The organism is Ralstonia sp. RRA (assembly GCF_037023145.1).
Taxonomy (GTDB): domain Bacteria; phylum Pseudomonadota; class Gammaproteobacteria; order Burkholderiales; family Burkholderiaceae; genus Ralstonia.
On the sequence record NZ_CP146091.1, the window covers coordinates 2314407 to 2336521 of the forward strand.

The window sequence follows — 22115 nt, forward strand, 5'->3', positions numbered from 1 at the left end:
GAGCACCGGAATGCAGCGCGCATTGTAAAGGAAGCTGTCCTTAACAATGCGGAGGGATTGTCAGCATGGGGATGCGACGCACTGCCGACATCCCGCTGACATATTGACGGACTACTGCAACATCACGCCGTACCGGCGCGCTTGCCTTCGAGTGCTTCCCAGCGCTCAAGCGCCTCCAGCAGTTCCAGCTCGATGGCCTCGTGGCGCTCGGCCAGCTTCTGGGCGCGCTCCGGATCACGTCCGTAGATCGTGCCGTCTTCCAGCTCGGCGTTGACCTGCTTCTGTTCGGTCTCCAGCGCCTCGATTGTGGCGGGCAGCGCTTCCAGCTCACGTTGTTCCTTGTAGCTGAGCTTGACCGTGGCGCGCTCGCGGGGCTTGGCGGCTTCGGGCTTTTTCTCTTCGGCGACCGGCGTGGCTGCTTTGGCCATCTGCGCCGAACGCGCCGATTGCGTCTGCCAATCCGAGAATCCGCCCACGTATTCGCGCCATCGGCCCTCGCCTTCAGCGGCAATCACCGAGGTGACGACATTGTCGACAAAGGCGCGATCGTGCGAGACCAGGAACACCGTGCCGCTGTATTCCTGCAGCAGTTCTTCCAGCAGTTCCAGCGTGTCGATGTCCAGATCGTTGGTCGGCTCATCCAGCACCAGCACGTTGGCCGGGCGCGCGAAGAGGCGCGCCAGCAGCAGCCGGTTGCGCTCACCGCCCGACAGCGACGCCACTGGCGAGCGTGCCCGCTCCGGCGCAAACAGGAAATCGCCCAGATAGCTCATCACGTGCTTGCGCTGGCCATTGACTTCGATCCAGTCGCTGCCGGGGCTGATGGTGTCGGCCAGCGAGCGGTTCAGGTCCAGTTGCGCACGCATCTGGTCGAAATACGCCACCTGCAGGTTGGTGCCGTTGCGCACCGTGCCAGAGTCGGGCGCCAGTTCGCCGAGGATCAGCTTGAGCAGCGTGGTCTTGCCGACGCCGTTGGCGCCGAGAATGCCAACCTTGTCGCCACGCATGATGGTGGCGGTGAAATTGTCGACCACGACCTTGTCGCCATAGCGCTTGGTCACGTCTGTCAGTTCGGCGACGATCTTGCCGGAACGGTCGCCCTGTGAGACTTCGAGCTTGACGTTGCCCTGTACCTCACGGCGAGCCTGGCGCTCCACGCGCATCTGCTCCAGGCGTGCGACGCGGCCCACACTGCGCGTACGGCGCGCTTCCACGCCCTTGCGGATCCACACTTCTTCCTGCGCGAGCAGTTTGTCGAAGCGGGCGTTTTCCAGCGCCTCGGCCTCAAGTTGCTGCGCCTTGCGCTCCTGATACGCGGTGAAATTGCCCGGGTACGACCGCAGCTTGCCGCGATCCAGTTCGATGATGCGCGTGGCGACACGGTCGAGGAACGCGCGATCGTGCGTGATGAACAGCACGCTGCCTCGGAAGGCGAGCAGCAAGTCTTCCAGCCAGCGGATGGAGTCGTAGTCGAGGTGGTTGGTCGGCTCGTCCAACAACAGGATGTCAGGCGCGCCCACCAGCGCCTGCGCCAGCGCCACGCGCTTGGTCAGGCCGCCGGAGAGCGAACCGATGCGCGCGCCCGGCTGCAAACCAAGCTGCGCGATGGTCGTTTCCACGCGGGTGTGCAATTGCCAGGCATCGGCGGCGTCGAGCTGGGCTTGCAGGGCGTGCAGCTTATGCATCGCCTCGTCATCGTGCGCATCGCCCATGGAGGCGATCAGCGCCTCATACTCGGCGAGCAGGCCAGCGGCATGCGGCACGCCCATCGCCACGGCTTGGGCCACCGTCTGATCGGGATCGAAAACGGGCTCTTGCGGTACGTAGGCCGAGGTCACGCCGCTCTGACGAGCAATCAGGCCATCGTCGGGGGCTGTCGTGCCGGCCACGATCTTGAGCAGCGACGATTTGCCGGTGCCATTGCGGCCGATCAGGCCGACGCGCTCGCCAGCCTCCAGCGAGAAATCGGTGTGGTCGAGCAGCGCCACGTGGCCGAACGCCAGTTGCGCATCGGTAATGGAAAACAGGGCCATGCTGGAGTGAAGAAGGATGCAGGCCGCGTACGGCCGGAAGGCGCGTATTGTAGTCGGCCCGCGCGACAGCCATCCGGTGTCATTGCGCTTGCGCGCGTCGGTGCTATAACGCTTGTGCCGCCGGGCTCGCTTTTCCGGCCGCTTCCATCCACAACGTTAGCGAAGGGGAACGCTGATGCGCGGACTGTTCGGCTTGTTGATCGCCCTGATCGTGGTAGGCATCCCGGTGCGGCAGGTCTTGCTGCGAACCGGCTTCTCGCAGTGGTGGACGCTGCTGGTATTGATACCGCTGGTGAACCTCGTGGCGCTGTGGATCTTTGCGTTCTCGAACTGGCCGCGGCAGTCGTCGCAGCCGGGCAATGTGTTGCCGAATCAAAGCTGAACCCGGCAACGCTGATACCGGGTGCGTCAAAGGTTCGCACCAAAGAAAACGGCCCGCTTTCGGCGGGCCGGAAGAGTCTCTCCTCGATGCCTTGCGAACAAGACATGGCCTGAGCATAGCGCCCCTTGTCCGTCTCGGGCAGTCAGGACAAACCCGGTAGGGAAAAACGCCGAGACCACTGACAAAGCCAAGCCCCGTGCGGCTTTGCACCGCAACAACGCATGCCGCGTCAAGCGTGCGCACGCGCCACACCACAAGGGTGCGACGCACCAGTTGCATGGCTGATGCAGTGCAATCTGCTCACGCTTGATGTGCGCCACGCACCACTGTCACGCACGCACCCCACCTCATCTGCAAGCGGATTTCTAGAGCATGGAATCCAGTCTTGCGGCCTGCTTACAACAGCGCAAAAGTGCGGATCTGCAGGTTCGCTCGTCGCGCCGTATCATGCGGCAGGCCCTCCGGCCACAAGCCGGACATAACGATAAGGCGGGCCGCCATTCTTTCCGGGGGATACAACCATGCTGTGCTTCAAGCGCACGCTGCTGATGGCAGCGCTGCTTCCTGTTTCTCTGTCCATCTTTGCGCCGGGCACTGCCCTGGCCTCCGCCACACCCGTCCTCGACCGCATTCGTGATACCGGCATTGTCCGCGTTGCGCATCGCGAGAGTTCCGTGCCGTTTTCGTTCTACGACGCCGACAAGAAACCCATTGGTTATGCAATGGATCTCTGCCTGCGTGTGGTCGACAAGCTGCGCACCGAACTCAAGCGCCCGGACCTGAAGGTCCAGTACGTGATGGTGACCTCGTCTTCGCGCATCCCGACCATCGCCGAAGGCAAGGCTGATGTCGAATGCGGTTCGACCACCAACACGCGTGAGCGCCGCGAGAAAGTCGCCTTCACCATCCCGCACTACATCGCCGGCAGCCGGATGATCGTCAAAACATCATCGGGCATCCGCAAGTGGGACGATCTGCGCGGCAAGACAGTGGTCTCGACCAAGGGCACCACCAACATCACCGAGTTGCGCAAGGTGAACGACGCGCGCGTGCTGGGCATGAACATCATCGAAGCGAAGGACCACGGCGAGGCCTTCGCCATGGTCGAAGCTGGCAAGGCCGATGCCTTTGCAATGGACGACGTGCTGCTCTACGGCTTTCGTGCCAACGCCAAGAACCCGAGTGACTACGCCGTGGTCGGCGACATGCTGACGATCGAGCCGTACGCGATCATGCTCAGCAAGGACGACGCCGAATTCAAGCGGATGGTCGACCGCGCGATGACCAACATCATCCTCGACTACGAGGCTGAGAAGCTCTACAAGAAGTGGTTCCTGCAGCCGATTCCGCCCAACGGGGCAAAGCTCGATATTCCGATGAGCTTCCTGCTGCGCGATTCGTTCAAGTATCCGAGCGACAAGGTCGCCGACTGAATATCGCAGTTGAACGCTCAACGCCGCCGCTTTGTCCGGCGGCGTTTTTCTTTGCGCGACTAGCGCAGCGGTTTGCCGAGCAGGCGTGCGAGCACAGCTTCCGGCGAGTGCGTGCGATCGGCAATCGCAGCGGGGTCCAGGTAAAAGGTCTGCTCCATCATCGCGCGGCCGCGCATGGCTGCATGCAGCGCCTGATCGCTGAACACCACCCACGTCGCACCCGGCGCAAACGCGAAGGTCTGCTGCGGTGCGCTGCGCTGGTATTGCAGATCGGCTTTAGCAAGGTCATGTAACTGCAGCATGCGATGGTCGTAATCCGAGCGCGGGCGCTTCGTGATGTGCAGCTTGTGCATCAACCACGCCTGACCGGGCAGCATGCCTCGCGTTTTTGGCACGAAGCGCTTAGCGAAGTGCGCAAACGGTTCACCGATGCGCCAGATGCGCGGCGCATCCGGATCGATGTTGTGGAATACGCGCAGCAAGCGCTGGCCGTGCAACGGATTCGACGGAAAGGCATCGACGTGCAGGCGTGTGTCGTCCTTGCGCCAGCTCACCGGGCGCCCGGCAATCTCTGCGGGTCGCAGCGAGGTGCCGGCGCGCTTGAGGTGCGGGCCGTAGTCGGGAAACAGTGCGAGCACCAGGCGCTCAGCGGCATCGGCGTAGCGGCGGATCAGTGTGGAAAGATCGCGCAGGTCGGCGGACGCACCAACCGCGCCGCGCACAGTGATTTCGTCGGCGCGCAGATTGATGTTTTTTGTCTTGCCGTCAGACCAACGCGCATCAAGAAAGCGCCGCTCACGCGTGCTCAGTGGAAAATCCAGGGCGGGGAAATGCAGCACGTTGCCGCGCTCCAGTGCAGCGCGCATGGCAATCGCTTCGGTTGCGGTAACGGTAGGCGCCCATTCGCGCACCGGCCAAGGCACCACCATGTCGACGGCGGGCGGTGCAACAACCGCCAACTCCCCAGCGCATTCTTCGCGGACCGGCTGCTGAGCCGGCGCAAACCCCTGCATACTTCCCATGAACGTATCAATCGCCTAGGCAAATTATTCGCGAATGATAGAAGGTGCACCAACGCTGCGCATCGCCAGGAAACACAACGCTGCATGTCATACGGCGCGTCACAAATGTGACGCGCCCAACCGGTGACGAGGAGAAGCGGGGGTTACAGGAAGTGCTTGACGACCTGTTCTTCCAGGCCAATAAAGCGCACGAGCTGGCGCGAGCCGTCCGGAAATTGTTTGATGACGTGACCGTCGGGGGTATCGGTATGACGAAAATAGATCGGGCGATCGATCGTCCCAGGCCGTTGCTTCGGTAGCAGGCTATCCAGCGACGGCTCCACCGTCCACGGATCGTCCCGTTCTTCGGATGTCAGCATGTTGGTCGCCAAAAGGTTTTTCCGATGAGAGGGGAAGCATAACTTCCGTGAACAATCATGCAAAGTTCGTAATACTTAAATCTGATTCGGTGACCGATCGTTCGTTCGATTTAGCGTTTGCTACCCCACCATCGCATCCAAATTGTGGGGCGCTGCCCACAACACCCCTACCATCATCAAAGCTTCACGCAGTTCCGATAGTCCCTCTGTGCCGCGGTTTGCGTCGCCCCTTCCAGCCTTTCCATGAGTGATACGCCCTCCCCACCCTCCTCTCCATTTGCCGCCTTGCGTCAGCGCGTGTTGCGCGCCTTGGATCGCAAACTCCGGCAAACCTCGCGCATGTCGCGCAACGGGCTACGGTTCTCGATTTTCCTGGCCGGCGCGATGGGCGTGGCGGTGTTCTCATTGGTGTTCTCGTGGGTGGCGGATACCGCGCTGGCGTGGCAACGCGCCCTGCACGCCCACTACGCTTGGGCTGCCGTTGTGCTATTGCCACCGGGGCTGGCGGCGCTGCGCTGGCTGACGCTGCGTGTGGCACCGCAGGCGCGCGGCAGCGGTATCCCGCAAGTCATCGCCACACAGCATCTGCCGCCGTTCGGGGCAGCGCAAACAACGCTGGTGTCTTTTCCGCAGGCGCTCTGGAAGATCGGGTTGACCGCGGTGGCGCTGTTCCTCGGCGCATCCGTCGGGCGCGAGGGGCCGTCGGTGCAGGTAGGCGCGGCGGCCATGCTGGCCTGGGGGTCCTGGTGGCAGCACCGCGCCGGCGTGCGCGTCGGTTTTCATGCGCAGGCACTGTTGACTGCCGGCGCAGCTGGTGGCTTGGCGGCAGCCTTCAATACGCCGCTGGCTGGCGTGGTCTTCGCCATTGAGGAACTCGGCAAGGGTGCGTCCCTGCGTTGGGACCGCTTGGTGCTGGCGGGCGTGCTGGCCTCGGGTTTCCTATCGTTGGCCATCGTGGGCAACAACCCGTATTTCCAGGTGCACGAGCCCATCCTGTTCCTGCGCGAAGCTTGGCCGTGGATCGTGCTGGCCGCGCTGGTGTGCGGCGTGTTCGGCGGGTTGTTCGCCAAGCTGTTGCTGGGCGGCGTTACGGGAATTCTGCCCGCAGCCATCGGGCAGCGCGTTCAGCAGCATCCGGTATGGACTGCGTTTGGCTGTGGCGTCGTCCTCGCATGCATCGGCGCCAGCACGCACGGCGATACCTACGGCACCGGCTACGAGCAAGCGGCAGCACTACTCAACGGCCACCCGATCGAGACGCACTGGTTTGGCGTGTCCAAGCTGGCCGCGACTGTGGCGTCGTACTTTGCCGGCATTCCAGGCGGCATCTTCACGCCGTCGCTGGCAATTGGCGCGGGACTGGGTCAGCACTTGTGGCAGCTCACCGCAGGCCTTGCCGACGAGCGCGTGCTGGTGCTGGTGTCGATGGCCGCGTTTCTGGCGGCGGCCACGCAGGCGCCCATCACCGCCAGCGTGATCGTCATGGAGATGACGCGCAGCCAGAACATGATGTTCCACCTGCTCGCGGCGACCTTGCTGGCCTCATTCGTGGCGCGGCAATTCTGCCCACGGCCGTTCTATCACGCAGCCTCGCGCACCTTCCGGCGCGAGGCACTGGCCGTGGAAGCAGCTTCCAAAAAGGCTGCAAAGGCCTAGGCTGTCTGGCCTTGGCGAGGCAAATTGCGTAGAATCGCCGCTCGCTCGGGCGGCCTTTTGCGTCACCTGGGACAGGTCACTCGCCGTAGCACAATGGATAGTGCACGCGCCTCCTAAGCGTGAGATACAGGTTCGATTCCTGTCGGCGGGACCACCGGCATATGACAAAGCCAGGCAGACATCGCCTGGCTTTCTTGTTTTCCGGTGCCGGAAACGACGAGGCCCGCCACAAACGGGCGGGCCTATGGCTGCGGATGGCCCCGGGTCATCTAGGTCAACACCGGCAGCGCTTCGAGCACGAGCAGCCCGATCAGCACCCCAATGATCGTCAGCAGCACACGGATCCCTACCCGCGCACCTCGGATCGCCAGTGGTGCAGATACCAGTCCGATCACGCCCGCCACGCACACGGCGAGCAACAGGTATAGGTTGGAGAAGGCCATCGGGAATTCCATCATCCGCCCCTTGCCGGCCGCAAATGACCGGTGTTTTGAGTATAGGACGCGCCCCCATTCCGGCAACCTGTTGCAATACAGCCAGCACCCGCATTTTTTTGCGCACTGCAAAAAATCGTGCTATAGTCCACGGCTTGGCTGCTTACTGCCCCTTTGCGGTTGGCTGATGTGCTGGTTTCAACACCGGCGCCCATCACCCAGAATTCCGCCCCGAAGCATGCGCAGCCGATTGCCATAGAGCTTGGCATCGTCTCCGATCTCCCGCGTGGATTCACATCACGCCGCAGGGACCGCCGCCCTACCTCGCTGATTGATTCAGCTTGTGGCCGGCCCACTCCCCCGCCTTGTCCGTTTTGCAGCCTCGTCTGTCGAACCGGCCTTATCCGATTGGCGCCGACGCCCGTAATTAACCGGTCGCCGTATCCCATTTCCGTCGCCTGCATCCGTTGATGCGGTCGGCGCGGCAGCCTTACTACCTATTCGACATGACGCAGCCTCAAGACGGCAGCGGCGCCATTGCGCACGCTGAAACCACCACTACCAATACCGACAGCCTCATCGCCGACGCCGCTACCCGCGCCAGCGCTTTTGCTGAGCTGGGCCTGGACGAGCGCATCGTCCGCGCGCTGGGCGAAGTGAACTACACCACCCCGACGCCGGTGCAGGCGCAAGCCATTCCGGCCGCCCTGGCAGGCAGCGACCTGCTGGTCACGAGCCAGACCGGCTCGGGCAAGACCGCAGCCTTCATGCTGCCGGCCATCCAACGCATCAGCGAGCAGCCCGAGCCGCAGCGCCCGCGCATGGACGGCCCGCCGCAACGCATGAAGGGCCGCCGCCCCCGCCCGGCCCCGGCCAAGCCGTCGCTGCTGGTGCTCACGCCCACGCGTGAACTCGCCCTGCAGGTGACGACCGCCGCGTCGCAGTACGGCCGCCATATGCGCCGTATCGTCTGCGCGAGCATCCTGGGCGGCATGCCCTACCCGAAGCAGCTCGACATGCTGGCACGCATGCCGGACATCATCATCGCCACGCCGGGCCGCCTGCTCGACCACATTGATTCGGGCCGCATCGACCTGTCGGCGCTGAACATGCTGGTGTTTGATGAAGCTGACCGCATGCTCGACATGGGTTTTGCTGACGACATCGAAGCCATCGTCGGCGCCACGCCGGCTACGCGCCAGATGCTGATGTTCTCGGCCACCATGGACCGCCGCATCGAGCAACTGGCCGAGCGCATGATGCGCGACCCGCAGCGTATTGAAATCGCTGCCGCCAAGGTTGACCAAAGCAACATCGAAGAGCGCCTGCACTTCACCGACGACGTCTCGCACAAGCAGCAACTGCTCGACCACCTGCTGCGCGATGCCTCGCTCAAGCAAGCGATCGTGTTCACGGCAACCAAGCGCGATGCCGACTCGCTGGCCGAGCGTCTGACCGAAACCGGCTTTGCCGCCGGCGCCCTGCACGGCGACATGCACCAAGGCGCGCGTAACCGCACGCTGACGGCACTGCGCCGCGGCCATCTGCGCATTCTGGTGGCCACCGACGTGGCTGCACGCGGCATCGACGTGCCGGACATCACCCACGTGGTCAACTTCGACCTGCCCAAGCAGGCTGAAGACTACGTGCACCGTATCGGCCGTACGGGCCGTGCCGGCCGCAGCGGTATCGCCATCAACCTGGTGAACCACAACGACACGTTCCAATGGCGCCGCATCGAGCGCTTCGTTGACCGCCGCATCGATGCGAGCGTCATCGAAGGCCTGGAGCCGAAGCGCTCGCCGAAGCCGCGCACTGGCGGCCCGCGTGCCGGCGGTGACCGCGGTGGTTACCGTGGCAACAACGGCGGTAGCGGCTATCGCGGCCAGCGTGAAGGCTACGGCGCACGCCAAGGCGGCAATGGCGGTAACAGCGAAGGCCGTTTCCAGCGCAGCTTCGGCGGCGACCGTGAGGGCTTCGCCCCGCGTCGTGATGATCGCAACGGCAATGGTGGCGGTGGCTACCAAGGCCAAGGCGGCCAGCGCGAGTGGAACCGTGACGACCGCGCCCCGCGCCAATCGTACGGCCAAGGCCAGCAAACCCGTGGTGACTGGCAACAGCGACCGGCCCGTACGCAAGACGGCAACCGTGGCTTTGGCAACAGCAACGGCGGTGGCTACGGTAACCGTGACGGCAACCGCGAAGGCTACGGAAACCGCGAAGGCGCCCCGCGTCGCTTCGGCGACAACAACGGTGGCAGCCGCTTTGGCGATAGCAACGGCACCGGCGCGCCGCGCCGCAGCTACGGCAATCGCGACGGCAACCGCGACAGCTACGGCAGCAAGGGCCGCTCGCGCGATTTCGATCGTTGATCGGCTAAGCGCATCGCCCCAATGAAAAAGGCCCCGCAAGGGGCCTTTTCTTTTGCCTGCGCCGAACTCACAGTGCGCACGTGCGGAAGCCGACAAAGATGTCGTCGCGCTCCGGCAGCAGGAAACCCCGGAAGCGCGGATGATGCGCCCGTTGCGGCGTGTGGGCGGCTGCGCCGCGCACCGTCTGCATCGTCATGAAATGCGGCGCCGACAGACCTGCAACACGGCCACGCGGTACACCCGGCACAAAGTCCGGATACGGCTCGAACGGCGATGCCGTCCATTCCCACACCTGCCCCCAGTGGAAACCGGCCCGGCCCTGCACGGCAGCCATTTCCCACTCGTCTTCAGTCGGCAGGCGACGGCCGGCCCAGCGGCACCATGCCTGCGCTTCATACAGACTCACGTGGCGCACAGGCTCGTCGCGGTTGAGCGTACGGGCCTGACCGTAGCGCAACGCCTGCCATGTGCGCGTGGCAGGGTCGCGCTGCCAACCGAGCGGCGCGGAACGCTCCTGCATCATCAGCCACTCCATGCCGGTAGGTGACCACCACTGCGGATGGTCGTAGCCCCGATCCTCAATGAACTCCAGGTACTGAGCGTTGGTCACCGGCTGCGCGTCGATCTCGAAGGCGGGCACATAGGTGCGGTAAGGCGGGCACTCGTTGTCGAAGAAGAACCCATCGGCATCCGGCCAACCCATCTGGAAGTGCCCCCCAGGCAAGGACAGCGTCTGGGCTGCCGGTACAGCCACGGCCGCCAGCGGCGGCTGCCCAGCCGGTTGCAGGCCCAGCACCTGCAGCAGGCCATGCAGGTGTTCGGCGCGCAGATCTTCATGAAAGACGGCCCAGCGGAACGGTTCGAGCGCCGCATCGTCATCAGTGCCAAGCGTGGCCAGCTTGCGCAGCACGCGGTCGAGCACATCGTGCGCGTATTGCTTGACGGTGGCGATACCGGGCAACGTCAGCTCCCAACAGGCATCCGGCGGCAGGCGGTCCATGTCGAAGAAGCTGTCGGCGCCTTCGAGCGCAGCGGGCAGCGTGGCCTGCCAGCGCGCAAGATCCCATTCGGTACCGGCGCCGTCTTCGATGGTGTCGCTGCCATTGCGGCGCGGCTCGCGCAGGCACCAGAACTCGGCAAACCAGGCGAGCTGACCCAACGTCCAGAGCGGCGGCGCGTGATGCGGCACGCGTTCGATCTGCCAGCCGCGCTGCGTATCACCAAACGCGGCGAGCAGCGCCAGCGTGCGATTGCGCGCATCCACCAGGCTGTGCGCGATGCCCTGACGCGGCAGGCGACGGCCATCGGTCCAGTCGGAAAGCGATCCGATGAAGGTCGGATCGGGGAGCATGAAGAATTCAGCCATCGCGGCACACCTCGGGCGGCATCTCAAGATCGAGAGCCATTATCGCACCGCCCGCCTTGCGCTCCCGCCCTCGCCTAGCGGCTGACGCTGGCGTGGCAGACAGCGAAATCCTCGCCCGCATCGGTCCACGCGTGCAGGTCTTCAAAGCCCGCGTCGGCAAACAGACCCTGCAGGCGCGGCAGATCGTATTTGACGGAGTTTTCCGTGTGCACACGCTCGCCAACAGCAAACGCGCGCGCCTGATTGCCCCAGCGAACCGTCACATCGCAGCGGGCTTCGAGATGCATCTCGATGCGGTGCGCATCCGTGCGATACAGCGCGAGGTGGCGCCAATCCCGCACGTCGAAATTCGCGCCCAGCAGGCGGTTCAGATTGCGCAGCACGTTCAGGTTGAACGCCGCCGTCACACCCAGCGGATCGTCGTAGGCAGCCTCGAGCCGGCGTGCGTCCTTGATGAGGTCGATACCGATCAGCACGCTGTCACCGGGGGCTGAGGCCTCGCGCAGGCGCGTGAGGAAGGCCCGCGCATCGTCAGGCGTGAAATTGCCCAGGCTCGATCCGGGATAGAACCACACTCGGCGCCCATCGCCCACGGCATCGGGCAATACGAGCGGCGCGCAAAGGTCAGCGCCGATCCCAACCATGGGAAGCTGCGGATGCTGCCGTGCCAAGGCGCGCAGCGTATCGCGCAGAAAATCCGCGGAGATGTCGATGGCCACATAGCGCGACGGTGCCAACGTGCGGAACAGGCGCGCGGCCTTCTCGCAGTTGCCGGCGCCCAGATCAATGAGCGTGGCGCCACGCCCGACGCGCAGGGCGATTTCCGCAGCGTGCAGGCTGAAGATGGCGGCTTCAGTGCGGGTTGGGTAGTACTCGGGCAGATCGGTAATCGCCTCGAACAGACGGGAGCCGAGCGCATCGTAGAAGAACTTCGGGCTGACGCTGGCGGCGGATGCCAGCAAACCGGCTTCTGCCTCGGCACGCAGGGCTGCATCGTCTTCCGCAAAGAGCTGGTAGAACGTCAGGCCCGCACCGATGGCGTCGATGGTTGGCTTGGGCTGCGGCTGGACCAGACGCGCCAGCGCGCGGCGGGCGTAGGCATCGGCGGATGGCTTGGTGGCCTGCATGGTGTCTCCCGTTGTGGGTGGAACGGCACGGTACGGCATGGTCATGAGGGCCATTGGCAGCGAGAAATGTGCCACCGCCTCCTCACTCGGCTGGCTCGGGTCTGCACGGGTGAAATTGCAGCGTAGACGCCGCTTCGTGACAGCGCCACCGTTCTTTCACCCGAGAGCGCGGCAATGCGGTGTGACGCGTCGCGTAAGAATCACCTGCGCCTCTGAAAAAACCACGCATGCCGCGCTGTGATGCGGGTGTTGCATTTGTGCGTCGCAGCAATCGCTGCCTACGCTATAATGCGGACTTCCTCAAAGGGGAGTAGCTCGGGGGTTCTTCAGCCCCAGGCACGATCGTCAAGACGAGGCAGAGAAACGCCTCCGGTCGTGTCGGCAGCGGCAGGTTCCCAACCTGTTGGTGTCGAGCAAGACCTTTGCAACCGGATGTTTGGTCGGTCTGCAATGTGTCGCGTCCCTGCCCTCCATGTCATCCGGTCAACCCAGTTTCTTGTTTGACTTTGGAGCCACCATGGAATGGTTGTCTGACATTTTCACCATGCAGTTTGCGGCCGCGCTGGCATCGATCATCGTGATCGACCTTGTGCTGGCAGGCGATAACGCCATCCTCATCGCGCTGGCCGCGCGCAACCTGCCGCCTGAGCTGCAGAAGAGAGCCATCCTGTGGGGTGCGGCGGGCGCCATCGTCGTGCGGGCGCTGATGACGCTCGCGGTGGTGTGGCTGCTGAAGATCCCGGGCCTGATGCTGGTGGGCGGTCTGGCGCTGGTGTGGATTGCGTGGAAACTGCTGGCTGACGATGGCCCAGGTGGTGACGAACACGGCGCCGGCAGCACCACGCTGATGGGCGCAATGAAGACCATCATCATCGCCGATGCGGTGATGGGCATCGACAACGTGCTCGCCATTGCCGGCGCCTCGCATGGCAGCTTCCTGCTGGTGGTGTTGGGCCTGCTGATCAGCGTGCCCGTGGTGGTGTGGGGCAGCGGTGTGGTGCTGCGCCTGATCGAGCGCTTCCCGGTCATCATCTACGGCGGTGCTGCGGTGCTGGCTTATACGGCCGCGCACATGATCGTGGCCGAGCCGGTCCTCAGGCCCTTCCTTGCAGAACAACAACCGCTGGTGTGGGCTGTATATGCTGTGGTGTTCGTGATCGTGCTGGGCGGCGGCTGGATGGTGCAGCGCCGCCGCCAGCAGCCGGCTTAAGCCTCAATCGACTGACCGGCGAGAACCCGCGCCAGCAAGGCGCGGTCGATATTGCCGCCGGTCAGCGGCAAGCCAACGCGCAAGCCGGCAATCTGCGTTCGCTGCTGCCATGCGGCCGCCAAGGCCGCGGCAGCGGCGCCTTCCGCCACGTTGTGCGTGGTCGAGAAATACAGGCGAATCGCTTCCGCCACCTCCTCATCCGTCACCGCGACGATCTCGCCGACGCCCGCGCGGATCACCTCCAACGCCTTCGCGTCCGGCGTGCGGCACGCCAAGCCATCAGCCAGCAGCGTCGTCACCGGTGCCGACACGACCGCACCGCTGGCAAACGAGTGCTCGTAGCAACGTGCATGTGCGGACACAACGCCGACAATGCGAGTGGACAACCCCAGTGCATCGCGTACAGCCACCGCCGAGCAGATACCCGAACCCATGCCGATCGGCACATAGACCACATCCAGCGACACCGCCTCGAAGAATTCCAGCCAGTAGCTCGCCACCCCGGCGACCAGATCCTCGTGATACGAAGGCACGTAGTGCAAACCACGCACGACGGCCAATTCGGCGGCCAACTCACGGCTCGCCTGGAAATCGTCCCCCGCCTCGATCAATTCAGCGCCGAGCGCGCGCATGGAGGCGTTCTTTTCCACGCTGTTGCCGTGCGGCACGACAACAGTCGCCGTCATGCCACTCTGGCCCGCTGCCAGTGCGATCGACTGACCGTGGTTACCACGCGTTGCTGAGATCACACCGCGCAACTCCGGCTCGCGCTGGCGCAGAGCATGCAGATACGTCAGCCCACCGCGCACCTTGAAGGCGCCCACTTCTGTGTGGTTCTCATGCTTCACCCACACCGCTGCGCCCACAGCTTGCGAGAGCAGCGGCCAACAGTATTGCGGCGTCGGCGGAATCACCGCGTGGACGACGTCAGCGGCCGCGCGCAGACGGCGCAGTTCGGCAGCACGGTTGAGCGAAGCGGCGGTGGTTGTGGGCGACATGGCAATCTCCGGCAGACAGTTTGAGGCGATGACGCTATCTTGCCTGCCCGCGGCGCCCCGGAACATCGACAATTCTGCGATTTGTCAGGCCAACTGTGTCGCCCGCTCGACCGGGCCAGTTTCCGGACACTGCCGGCACAGTTCCGCGCTCTGATACCGCCCGGTCGCTTCCAGCGGGGCACGTTACAATGCGGCTCGATCTTGTTTGGATCCCTTTTTCGATATTTTCTCGGTCCACCGAGCCGCAATGAAGCCCTATCTCGACCTGATGCGCCATGTCTACGAACATGGCACCGACAAAGCCGATCGCACCGGCACCGGCACGCGCTCCGTGTTCGGCCACCAGATGCGCTTCAACCTGCAGGACGGCTTTCCGCTGGTGACGACCAAGAAGGTCCACATCAAGTCCATCGTCTATGAACTGCTGTGGTTCCTCCAGGGCTCGACCAACGTGCGCTGGCTGCAGGACAACGGCGTGACGATCTGGGACGAATGGGCCGACGCCGATGGCGAACTGGGCCCCGTCTACGGCTCCCAATGGCGCTCCTGGCCGACGCCCAACGGCGAACACATCGACCAGATCGCCGAGCTGATCGCGCAGATCAAGCGCAACCCCGATTCACGCCGGCTGATCGTCTCGGCCTGGAACGTGGCCGACATCCCGCGCATGAAGCTGCCGCCCTGCCACGCGTTCTTCCAGTTCTATGTGGCCGACGGCAAGCTGTCGTGCCAGCTCTACCAGCGCAGTGCCGACATCTTCCTCGGCGTGCCGTTCAACATCGCCAGCTACGCGCTGCTCGTGCACATGGTGGCGCAGCAGACCGGCCTGGATGTGGGTGACTTTGTCTGGACGGGCGGCGACTGCCACCTCTACAACAACCACTTCGAACAGGTGGAGACGCAACTCGCGCGCGAGCCGCTTCCGCTGCCGAAGCTGCACATCAAGCGCAAGCCGGAGAGCATCTTCGATTACCAGTACGAAGACTTCGAAATCGTCGGCTACGAAAGCCATCCCGCGATTAAGGCACCCGTAGCCGTATGACCATCCTCACGCTTATCGTCGCGCGCGCCCGCAACGGCGTGATCGGCCGCGACAACACGTTGCCCTGGCGCCTGCCCGAAGACCTCGCTCACTTCAAGCGCACCACCATGGGCGCGCCCATCGTGATGGGCCGCAAGACGTACGACTCGATCGGCCGACCGCTGCCGGGTCGTCGCAATATCGTCGTCACGCGCAATGCCAAGCTGGAGCTGCCGGGCTGCGAGATTGCGTATTCGCTGGAAGATGCACAGCGCCTGTGCGTGGGCGTCGAGCAGATCTTCCTGATCGGTGGCGCGCAGCTGTATGCGGATGCATTGCCGAGCGCAGATCGCCTGATCGTCACCGAGATCGACGCGGACTTCGAAGGCGATGCGCACTTTCCGGCGCCGGACCCGAAAGTCTGGCACGAGGTTGCACGCGAGACGCACCACGCGGCCGCGCCCAACGATTTCGACTACGCCTTCGTCACGTACGAACGGCCGCCTTCGGACGATCAGTAACAAGTCCCAGGCAAGAAAAAACGCGCTCAGTTTCGAGCGCGTTTTTCATTTCGGCTACGGCAATTTACTCGCCCGCAATCGTCATCTGTTCGATCAGGATCGAGCCGGTTTCCTTCGTGCCACGCACCAGCGCATCCGCACCAATCGCGACGATCTGACGGAACATCTCGCTCAGGTTGCCGGCAATGGTGATCTCTTCCACCGGGTACTGGATCACGCCGTTCTCGACCCAGTAGCCCGACGCGCCGCGCGAGTAATCGCCCGTCACGTAGTTGACGCCTTGGCCCATCAGCTCGGTCACCAGCAGGCCCGTGCCCATGCGGCGCAGCATGCCGGCAAAGTCGTCTTCGGGCTTCGTCTTGTCGGAGAGCAACGTCAGATTGTGCGAGCCACCCGCGTTGCCGGTGGTCTGCATGCCGAGCTTGCGCGCGGAATACGTCGACAGGAAGTAGCCCTCCACCACACCGTTCTTGACCACATCGCGACGCTGCGTGCGTACGCCTTCTTCATCGAACGGCGCGCTACCCATGCCCCCCAACACGTGCGGGTCTTCCTTGATCTGCACGTGCGGCGCGAAGACTTCCTTGCCCAGCGTATCGAGCAGGAAGGTCGACTTGCGATACAGCGCGCCACCCGACACCGCCTGCACAAACGCACCCAGCAGGCCCGCAGCCAGCGGCGCCTCGAACAGCACCGGGCACTTGCGCGTGGTCAGGCGGCGTGCGGACAGACGGGCAAGCGCACGCTCGGCGGCGTACTTGCCGATCGCTTCCGGCGCCGCCAGATCCTTGGGCGAACGCTTGGACGAGTACCAGTCATCGCGCTGCATATGCGCGCCCGACCCCGCAATCGGCGCGGCCGAAATGAAGTGACGCGAATACGGGTAGCCGCCCATGAACCCGCGCGACGTCGCCAGGACGAAGTGCGAATGCTGGGCGGAAATGCTCGAGCCATCGCTGTTGCGGATTTTGGGGCTCACGGCAAAGGCGGCAGCTTCCGCAGCGCGGGCGATTTCAACGGCGGCTTCCGCGTCGATCGTCCACGGGTGATAGAGCTGCATGTCCTGCGGATGCTTCTCCAGCAGTTCCTCCTCGGCCAAGCCGGCGCAATCGTCGTCCGCCGTGAAGCGCGCGATGTTGTAGGCGGCCTCGACCGTGGAGCGCAGCGCCGCCGGCGAGAAATCCGACGTGCTGGCGTTGCCGCGCTTCTTGCCCAGCATGACCGTCACGCCGACGATCTTGTCGCGGTTTTGTTCGATGGTCTCGATCTCGCCCTTGCGCACCGTGACCGACAGGCCCTGGCCTTCGGAGATTTCCGTCGCGGCATCGGTGGCACCGAGTTCGCGCGCGACGCGCAGCACATCGCGGGCCATCTCTTCGAGCTGTTCGCGGCGGTAGGCAAACACAGTGTCAGTCTTGGAATCGAGCGTTTGAGACATAGGCAATCAAGGGGGGAAAACGGGCCGCGATTTTGGCACAAGCGGCGGAAGCGCCCATCATAGCAAGATACAATGCGCGCCATGAGCCGAGCATCCCGACACAACCCCACGTATCTGCAACCCATCGTGCGCCTGGACATTGGTGACGAGGACGATCCGGATACGCCCAAGAGCAAATCGCAGCGCAAGCGCGAGGTGAACGCCTTGCAGGATCTGGGCACCGCCCTGGAAGCGCTGCCCAAGGACAAACTCGCCAAGGTGCCGCTGCCCGAAAAGCTGGTCGACGCCCTGCGCGAAGCCAAGCGCACCACCGCGCACGAAGGCAAGCGCCGCCAGATGCAGTACATCGGCAAGCTGATGCGCGCCCTGACCGACGAAGAAGTCGAAGCCATCCGCCGCGTGATGGCCTCCTTCGTGGGCGCCTCCAAGGCGGAAACCGCGCGTCTGCACGCCATCGAACGCTGGCGCGACCGCCTGATCGCAAGTGACGATGCCGTCACCGAGTTCATTGCCACGCACCCCGACACCGACGTCCAGGCCCTGCGTACGCTGGTGCGCAATGCGCGCAAGGAAGCGCAATTGGCCAAGCCGCCCAAGTCGTCGCGCGAGATTTTCCAGATGGTCAAGCAGGCCCTGGATGGCAATGCCCGTGACGACGACGCCGATCAACCCGAAGCCGAAGACGACGAAGCATGACCGCATCCGCCCCGATCACCCGCCGCCATCCCGACGAACTGATCGTCGGCTTTGTGTCGATTTCGGACCGCGCCTCGGCCGGCACGTATCAGGATGAAGGGATTCCGGCGCTGCGCGACTGGTTTGGCGCCGCGCTGTCGTCGCCGTGGCAAGGGGTGGAGCGCCTGATTCCGGATGACCAGGCCACAATTGCCGAAACGCTGATCGACCTGGTCGACCATGCCGGCTGCGACTTGGTGCTCACCACCGGCGGCACCGGCCCGACGCGCCGCGATGTGACGCCCGAGGCCACGTTGGCCGTCGCCACCAAGGAAATGCCCGGCTTTGGCGAGCAAATGCGCCAGATCAGCCTGCATTTCGTGCCGACGGCGATTTTGTCGCGCCAGGTGGCGGTGATTCGCGAAACGCCGTCACGCGCCGCGTTGATCATCAACCTGCCCGGTCAGCCGCGCGCCATCAAGGAAACGCTGGAAGGCCTGAAAGATGTGGAAGGCCACGCCACGGTGCCGGGCATCTTTGCGGCCGTGCCGTATTGCATCGACCTGATCGGCGGCCCGTACATCGAAACGAATGACAGCGTGGTCAAGGCCTGGCGGCCCAAGCACGCTGTCCGTGCAAAGCCGCTGCAGGCCTAGGAACGATTACGGAGCGACCGAAGATGCCAGCGCTTCGGCGTCCGGCGTCTGCGGCACGTCGCGGATGAAGTGCTCGCGGTAGTAGCGCAACTCTTCGATCGACTCGATGATGTCTGCGAACGCCGTGTGCCGCTGGTGCTTGGTGAAGCCCTTGGCGATGGCCGGTTGCCAGCGCTTGCACAGCTCCTTGAGCGTGGAGACGTCCAGGTTGCGGTAGTGAAAATACTCCTCCAGCTTGGGCATGTAGCGCGCCATGAAGCGGCGGTCCTGGCAGATGGAGTTACCGCACATCGGCGACTTGCTCTTCGGCACCCACTTCTTGAGGAAAGCCAGCAGTTCGGCTTCCGCTTCCGCTTCCGTGGTGGTCGACGCCTTGACCTTGTCGATCAGGCCCGAGCGGCCATGCGTGCCCTTGTTCCAGGCGTCCATGCCGTCGAGCAGCTCATCGGACTGATGGATCACCAGCACCGGGCCTTCGGCCAGCACGTTCAGCTCCGAATCCGTCACCACCACGGCCACTTCGATGATGCGATCGTTCTCGGGGCTCAGGCCGGTCATCTCCATGTCGAGCCAGACCAGGTTGTTGTCGCTCTTGGCGGCAACACGGTTGGGGGTCGAGGGGGATGCGGCGGACTGGGAAACTGGGGTGCTCACGCGAATGCCTTGAGAAAATGACTGAAGGCTATAATTTTCGCATATCTGATAGGTGTTTCCCCGGTTTCCCCACATGCCCGCCTTTACCGTCGTCTTCCTGATCGCCCTTGTCTTGATGTCCGCCACACGCCTGTGGCTGGCCGCGCGGCAGATCCGCCACGTGGCACGCCACCGCGACGCCGTGCCCGCACAGTTTGCCGAGTCGATCACGCTGGACATGCACCACAAGGCCGCCGACTACACCATCGCCCGCACCCGCCTGGCGATGCTGGAAGTGCCGGTACAAGCCGCCCTGCTCATCGCGCTGACGCTGCTCGGCGGGCTGAACTGGATCAACCAAGCATGGCTGGGCGTGTTCGGCCCCGGCTATGCGTATGGCGTGGCGCTCATCGCGTCGGTCATCGTCATCAGCAGCGTGATCGAACTGCCGTTCTCGCTGTACGCGCAGTTTGTGGTCGAAGAACGCTTCGGCTTCAACCGCATGACGTGGAAGCTCTGGTTCGCTGACAATCTCAAGGGCCTGGCCATCGGCACCGTGCTGGGCCTGCCTCTGCTGCTGGCCGTCCTGTGGCTGATGGACAAGATGGGCACCTACTGGTGGCTCTACACGTGGATCGTGTGGATGGCCTTCATGCTGTTCGTGCAGGCTATTTACCCGAACGTCATCGCCCCGCTCTACAACAAGTTCACGCCGCTGCAGGACGAAGAGATGCGCGCCCGCATCGAAGGCCTGCTCAAGCGCTGCGGCTTCGCCAGCAAGGGCCTGTTCGTCATGGACGGCAGCCGCCGCAGCGCGCACGGCAACGCCTATTTCAGCGGCTTTGGCGCCACCAAGCGCATCGTCTTCTTCGATACCCTGCTCGCCCGCCTGAACCCGCCCGAAATGGAAGCCGTGCTCGCGCATGAGCTCGGCCACTTCAAGCGCCACCACATCACCAAGCGCATCGCCGTGACGTTCGTGCTGAGCCTGGGCGCACTGGCGCTGCTCGGCTGGCTGATGACGCGCACGTGGTTCTACCTGGGCCTGGGCGTGGCGCCCAACCTGTTCTCCGACAACCACGCGCTGGCGCTGATGCTGTTCTTCCTGGTCTTGCCGGTGTTCACATTCTTCGTGTCGCCGGTGGCAAGCCTGTCGTCGCGCAAGGATGAATACGAAGCCGATGCCTTCGCCGCGCAGCATGCGGATGCGAAGCAGCTCGTCTCCGCACTGGTGAAGCTGTTCCAGGACAACGCATCCACGCTCACGCCCGACCCAATCTACTCGACGTTCTACTACTCGCACCCGACAGCGTCGCAGCGCGTGGAACGCCTCGTGCAGGCCGGAGCATGACGCGCGGCAAACCGGGCCGCACGGGTCAGAAGCAACAGGCCGCAGGAGAACGCGGCCTCGTCATCGCAGCACATGGCCGCCACTACCTCGTTGAACGCGAAGGCGGTGGCTACCTGCAGTGTTTTCCACGTGGCAAGCGCAGCGAATGCGCGGTTGGCGACCGCGTCGTCTACGAGGCCACCGCTGTCGATCAAGGCGTGGTCGTGCGCGTGGATGAACGCCGTAACCTGCTGCACCGCTCAGACCAGTTCAAGTCCAAGGTGCTGGCGGCCAACCTGGATCAGGTCATCATCATGCTCGGCACCGAGCCGAGCTTCTCGGAAGACCTGCTCGGCCGGGCACTGGTGGCTGCCGAATCGCTTGGCATCACGCCGCTGATCCTGCTCAACAAGATCGACCTGACCGCACGACTGGAAACGGCTCGCTCGCGTCTGGCGCTGTATCGTGAGCTTGGCTACACGATCGTGGAGTTGACGGTGCATGGCGCGCCGGAAGCTGCGCATGCTGCGCTGGAACCGCATGTGGCGGGGCGTGCCTCGATCCTGATCGGGCAGTCGGGCATGGGCAAGTCGTCGCTGTTGAATCTGCTGATTCCGGGTGTCGATGCGCAGACGCGCGAGATCTCAGAGAAGCTCGATTCCGGCAAGCACACGACCACGTTTACGCGGCTCTATTACCTGCCGGCTGACTGGGGCCAGGGCGGCGTGCTGATCGACTCGCCGGGCTTCCAGGAATTCGGCCTGCACCACCTGAGCGAAGGCATGCTGGAGCGCGCCTTCCCTGAGTTCCGACCGCGCCTGACCGAGTGCCGCTTTTATAACTGCCGCCACCTACAGGAACCCGGCTGTGGCATTCTGGAAGGCGTGGCCTGCGGCAAGATCGATCCGCGTCGGCACCAACTCTACGCGCAACTGCTGCACGAATCGGAGCAACAGAAGCCCTGGTAAGGCCGCATCAACGTTAGAACCTGTTCACGATCCGTAGCGAGCGGGCCGAGGTTGGCTCGAGAAGCACAGCCGTACAAGGGTACGGCGAGCATCGCAGAGACAAGATCGGGCCGCGCAGTAGGATCGTGAGCAGGTTTTTCGGGGAGGCTGGGATGAAGCTGTTGATCAGCAGTCCATCGCTCGGCATGGCGGCGCACTGGCAAAACGTGCTGTCCGCCGCAGGCATCCGCACCGAGCTGCGCAACATCTATCTGAGCAGCGTTGCAGGCGACGTTCCTCCGCAGGATTGCGCGGCGCAAGTCTGGCTAGTGAATCCGGAGCAGGAAGCGCAGGCACAGACGCTGCTCGATCAGGCCCGTCATCCGCCGACGGGCCCGGCTTGGCGCTGCGTACATTGCGGGGAGATGCACGAGCCGCAGTTCGCCCAATGTTGGCGCTGCGGCAAGGATCGTGAAGACGCCGCCTGACAGCGGCGTATCAA

Annotated in this window: 21 protein-coding genes and 1 tRNA gene; 13 read left to right on the forward strand and 9 right to left on the reverse strand. The window is 64.0% G+C overall.

The annotated features are described in order from the left end of the window. Positions 1–122: 122 nt before the first annotated feature. Complete coding sequence (locus tag V6657_RS11295) at positions 123–2033, reverse strand: ATP-binding cassette domain-containing protein (RefSeq protein WP_048931706.1); 1911 nt, start codon at positions 2031–2033, stop codon at positions 123–125. A 175-nt stretch (positions 2034–2208) separates the two neighbouring features. Here V6657_RS11295 and V6657_RS11300 point away from each other — a divergent pair, with 175 nt between their 5' ends. Then, positions 2209–2415: a hypothetical protein gene (locus V6657_RS11300; RefSeq protein WP_048931705.1), complete on the forward strand. Its 207-nt coding sequence runs from the start codon at positions 2209–2211 to the stop codon at positions 2413–2415. 521 nt (positions 2416–2936) lie between these two features. Next, a complete protein-coding gene (locus V6657_RS11305) occupies positions 2937–3848 on the forward strand; it encodes an amino acid ABC transporter substrate-binding protein (RefSeq protein ID WP_048931704.1) in 912 nt (303 codons plus the stop codon). 59 nt (positions 3849–3907) lie between these two features. Here V6657_RS11305 and V6657_RS11310 read toward each other — a convergent pair whose 3' ends face one another. Then, positions 3908–4870, reverse strand: coding sequence for a Kdo hydroxylase family protein (locus V6657_RS11310; protein WP_048931703.1), 963 nt, complete (start codon positions 4868–4870; stop codon positions 3908–3910). A gap of 143 nt (positions 4871–5013) precedes the next feature. Next, positions 5014–5241 carry a hypothetical protein gene (locus V6657_RS11315; protein WP_171017938.1) on the reverse strand — a complete coding sequence of 76 codons (228 nt, stop codon included), beginning with the start codon at positions 5239–5241 and terminating at the stop codon, positions 5014–5016. Between the two features lie 231 nt (positions 5242–5472). On the opposite strand from V6657_RS11315, the gene V6657_RS11320 reads away from it, so the two are divergent. Together V6657_RS11320 and V6657_RS11325 are read left to right on the forward strand one after the other, a co-directional pair. Then, positions 5473–6885 carry a chloride channel protein gene (locus V6657_RS11320; RefSeq protein ID WP_048931702.1) on the forward strand — a complete coding sequence of 471 codons (1413 nt, stop codon included), beginning with the start codon at positions 5473–5475 and terminating at the stop codon, positions 6883–6885. A gap of 79 nt (positions 6886–6964) precedes the next feature. Further along, positions 6965–7039, forward strand: a tRNA-Arg gene (locus tag V6657_RS11325). 115 nt (positions 7040–7154) lie between these two features. Here V6657_RS11325 and V6657_RS11330 read toward each other — a convergent pair. Then, a complete protein-coding gene (locus V6657_RS11330) occupies positions 7155–7343 on the reverse strand; it encodes a hypothetical protein (protein WP_039596328.1) in 189 nt (62 codons plus the stop codon). 482 nt (positions 7344–7825) lie between these two features. Between V6657_RS11330 and V6657_RS11335 the strand changes: the two genes are divergently transcribed. Further along, positions 7826–9691 carry a DEAD/DEAH box helicase gene (locus tag V6657_RS11335; protein ID WP_048931701.1) on the forward strand — a complete coding sequence of 622 codons (1866 nt, stop codon included), beginning with the start codon at positions 7826–7828 and terminating at the stop codon, positions 9689–9691. Positions 9692–9758: 67 nt separating this feature from the next. On the opposite strand, the gene V6657_RS11340 is transcribed toward V6657_RS11335, so the two are convergent. Continuing rightward, entirely contained in the window at positions 9759–11057 is a 1299-nt protein-coding gene (locus tag V6657_RS11340; RefSeq protein WP_048931700.1) for an ergothioneine biosynthesis protein EgtB, read from the reverse strand. A gap of 74 nt (positions 11058–11131) precedes the next feature. Then, the gene (gene egtD / locus V6657_RS11345) at positions 11132–12184 is read right to left on the reverse strand and encodes an L-histidine N(alpha)-methyltransferase (RefSeq protein WP_048931798.1); all 1053 of its coding nucleotides are present in this window, start codon (positions 12182–12184) and stop codon (positions 11132–11134) included. Positions 12185–12701: 517 nt separating this feature from the next. Here egtD and V6657_RS11350 point away from each other — a divergent pair. Continuing rightward, complete coding sequence (locus tag V6657_RS11350; protein ID WP_048931699.1) at positions 12702–13394, forward strand: TerC family protein; 693 nt, start codon at positions 12702–12704, stop codon at positions 13392–13394. Here the strand turns inward: V6657_RS11350 and V6657_RS11355 are convergent. After that, positions 13391–14392: a threonine dehydratase gene (locus V6657_RS11355; RefSeq protein WP_048931698.1), complete on the reverse strand. Its 1002-nt coding sequence runs from the start codon at positions 14390–14392 to the stop codon at positions 13391–13393. The two genes, V6657_RS11350 and V6657_RS11355, sit on opposite strands and share 4 nt — an antisense overlap. A gap of 247 nt (positions 14393–14639) precedes the next feature. Here V6657_RS11355 and V6657_RS11360 point away from each other — a divergent pair, with 247 nt between their 5' ends. Both V6657_RS11360 and V6657_RS11365 read left to right on the forward strand, forming a co-directional pair. Then, a complete protein-coding gene (locus V6657_RS11360; RefSeq protein ID WP_048931697.1) occupies positions 14640–15434 on the forward strand; it encodes a thymidylate synthase in 795 nt (264 codons plus the stop codon). Then, the gene (locus V6657_RS11365) at positions 15431–15934 is read left to right on the forward strand and encodes a dihydrofolate reductase (protein ID WP_048931696.1); all 504 of its coding nucleotides are present in this window, start codon (positions 15431–15433) and stop codon (positions 15932–15934) included. Before V6657_RS11360 ends, V6657_RS11365 begins: the two co-directional genes overlap by 4 nt. A 64-nt stretch (positions 15935–15998) precedes the next feature. Here V6657_RS11365 and pmbA read toward each other — a convergent pair whose 3' ends face one another. Beyond that, the gene (gene pmbA / locus V6657_RS11370) at positions 15999–17372 is read right to left on the reverse strand and encodes a metalloprotease PmbA (RefSeq protein WP_048931695.1); all 1374 of its coding nucleotides are present in this window, start codon (positions 17370–17372) and stop codon (positions 15999–16001) included. 81 nt (positions 17373–17453) lie between these two features. On the opposite strand from pmbA, the gene yjgA reads away from it, so the two are divergent. Together yjgA and mog are read left to right on the forward strand one after the other, a co-directional pair. After that, positions 17454–18068, forward strand: a complete 615-nt coding sequence (yjgA, locus tag V6657_RS11375; RefSeq protein ID WP_274923372.1) for a ribosome biogenesis factor YjgA — start codon at positions 17454–17456, stop codon at positions 18066–18068. After that, the gene (gene mog / locus V6657_RS11380) at positions 18065–18703 is read left to right on the forward strand and encodes a molybdopterin adenylyltransferase (RefSeq protein WP_048931693.1); all 639 of its coding nucleotides are present in this window, start codon (positions 18065–18067) and stop codon (positions 18701–18703) included. The genes yjgA and mog overlap by 4 nt, the downstream gene beginning before the upstream one ends. Before the next feature lie 6 nt (positions 18704–18709). Here the strand turns inward: mog and orn are convergent, their stop codons facing one another. Next, entirely contained in the window at positions 18710–19357 is a 648-nt protein-coding gene (orn, locus tag V6657_RS11385; RefSeq protein ID WP_048931692.1) for an oligoribonuclease, read from the reverse strand. A gap of 73 nt (positions 19358–19430) precedes the next feature. Between orn and V6657_RS11390 the strand changes: the two genes are divergently transcribed. The 3 genes from V6657_RS11390 (at position 19431) to V6657_RS11400 (ending at position 22101) form a co-directional block, all read left to right on the forward strand. Beyond that, entirely contained in the window at positions 19431–20687 is a 1257-nt protein-coding gene (locus V6657_RS11390; RefSeq protein WP_048931691.1) for a M48 family metallopeptidase, read from the forward strand. Then, on the forward strand, positions 20684–21634 hold the full coding sequence (gene rsgA / locus V6657_RS11395) for a ribosome small subunit-dependent GTPase A (RefSeq protein ID WP_048931690.1): 951 nt from the start codon (positions 20684–20686) through the stop codon (positions 21632–21634). Before V6657_RS11390 ends, rsgA begins: the two co-directional genes overlap by 4 nt. 152 nt (positions 21635–21786) lie before the next feature. Then, on the forward strand, positions 21787–22101 hold the full coding sequence (locus V6657_RS11400; RefSeq protein WP_048931689.1) for a hypothetical protein: 315 nt from the start codon (positions 21787–21789) through the stop codon (positions 22099–22101). Positions 22102–22115: the final 14 nt, after the last annotated feature.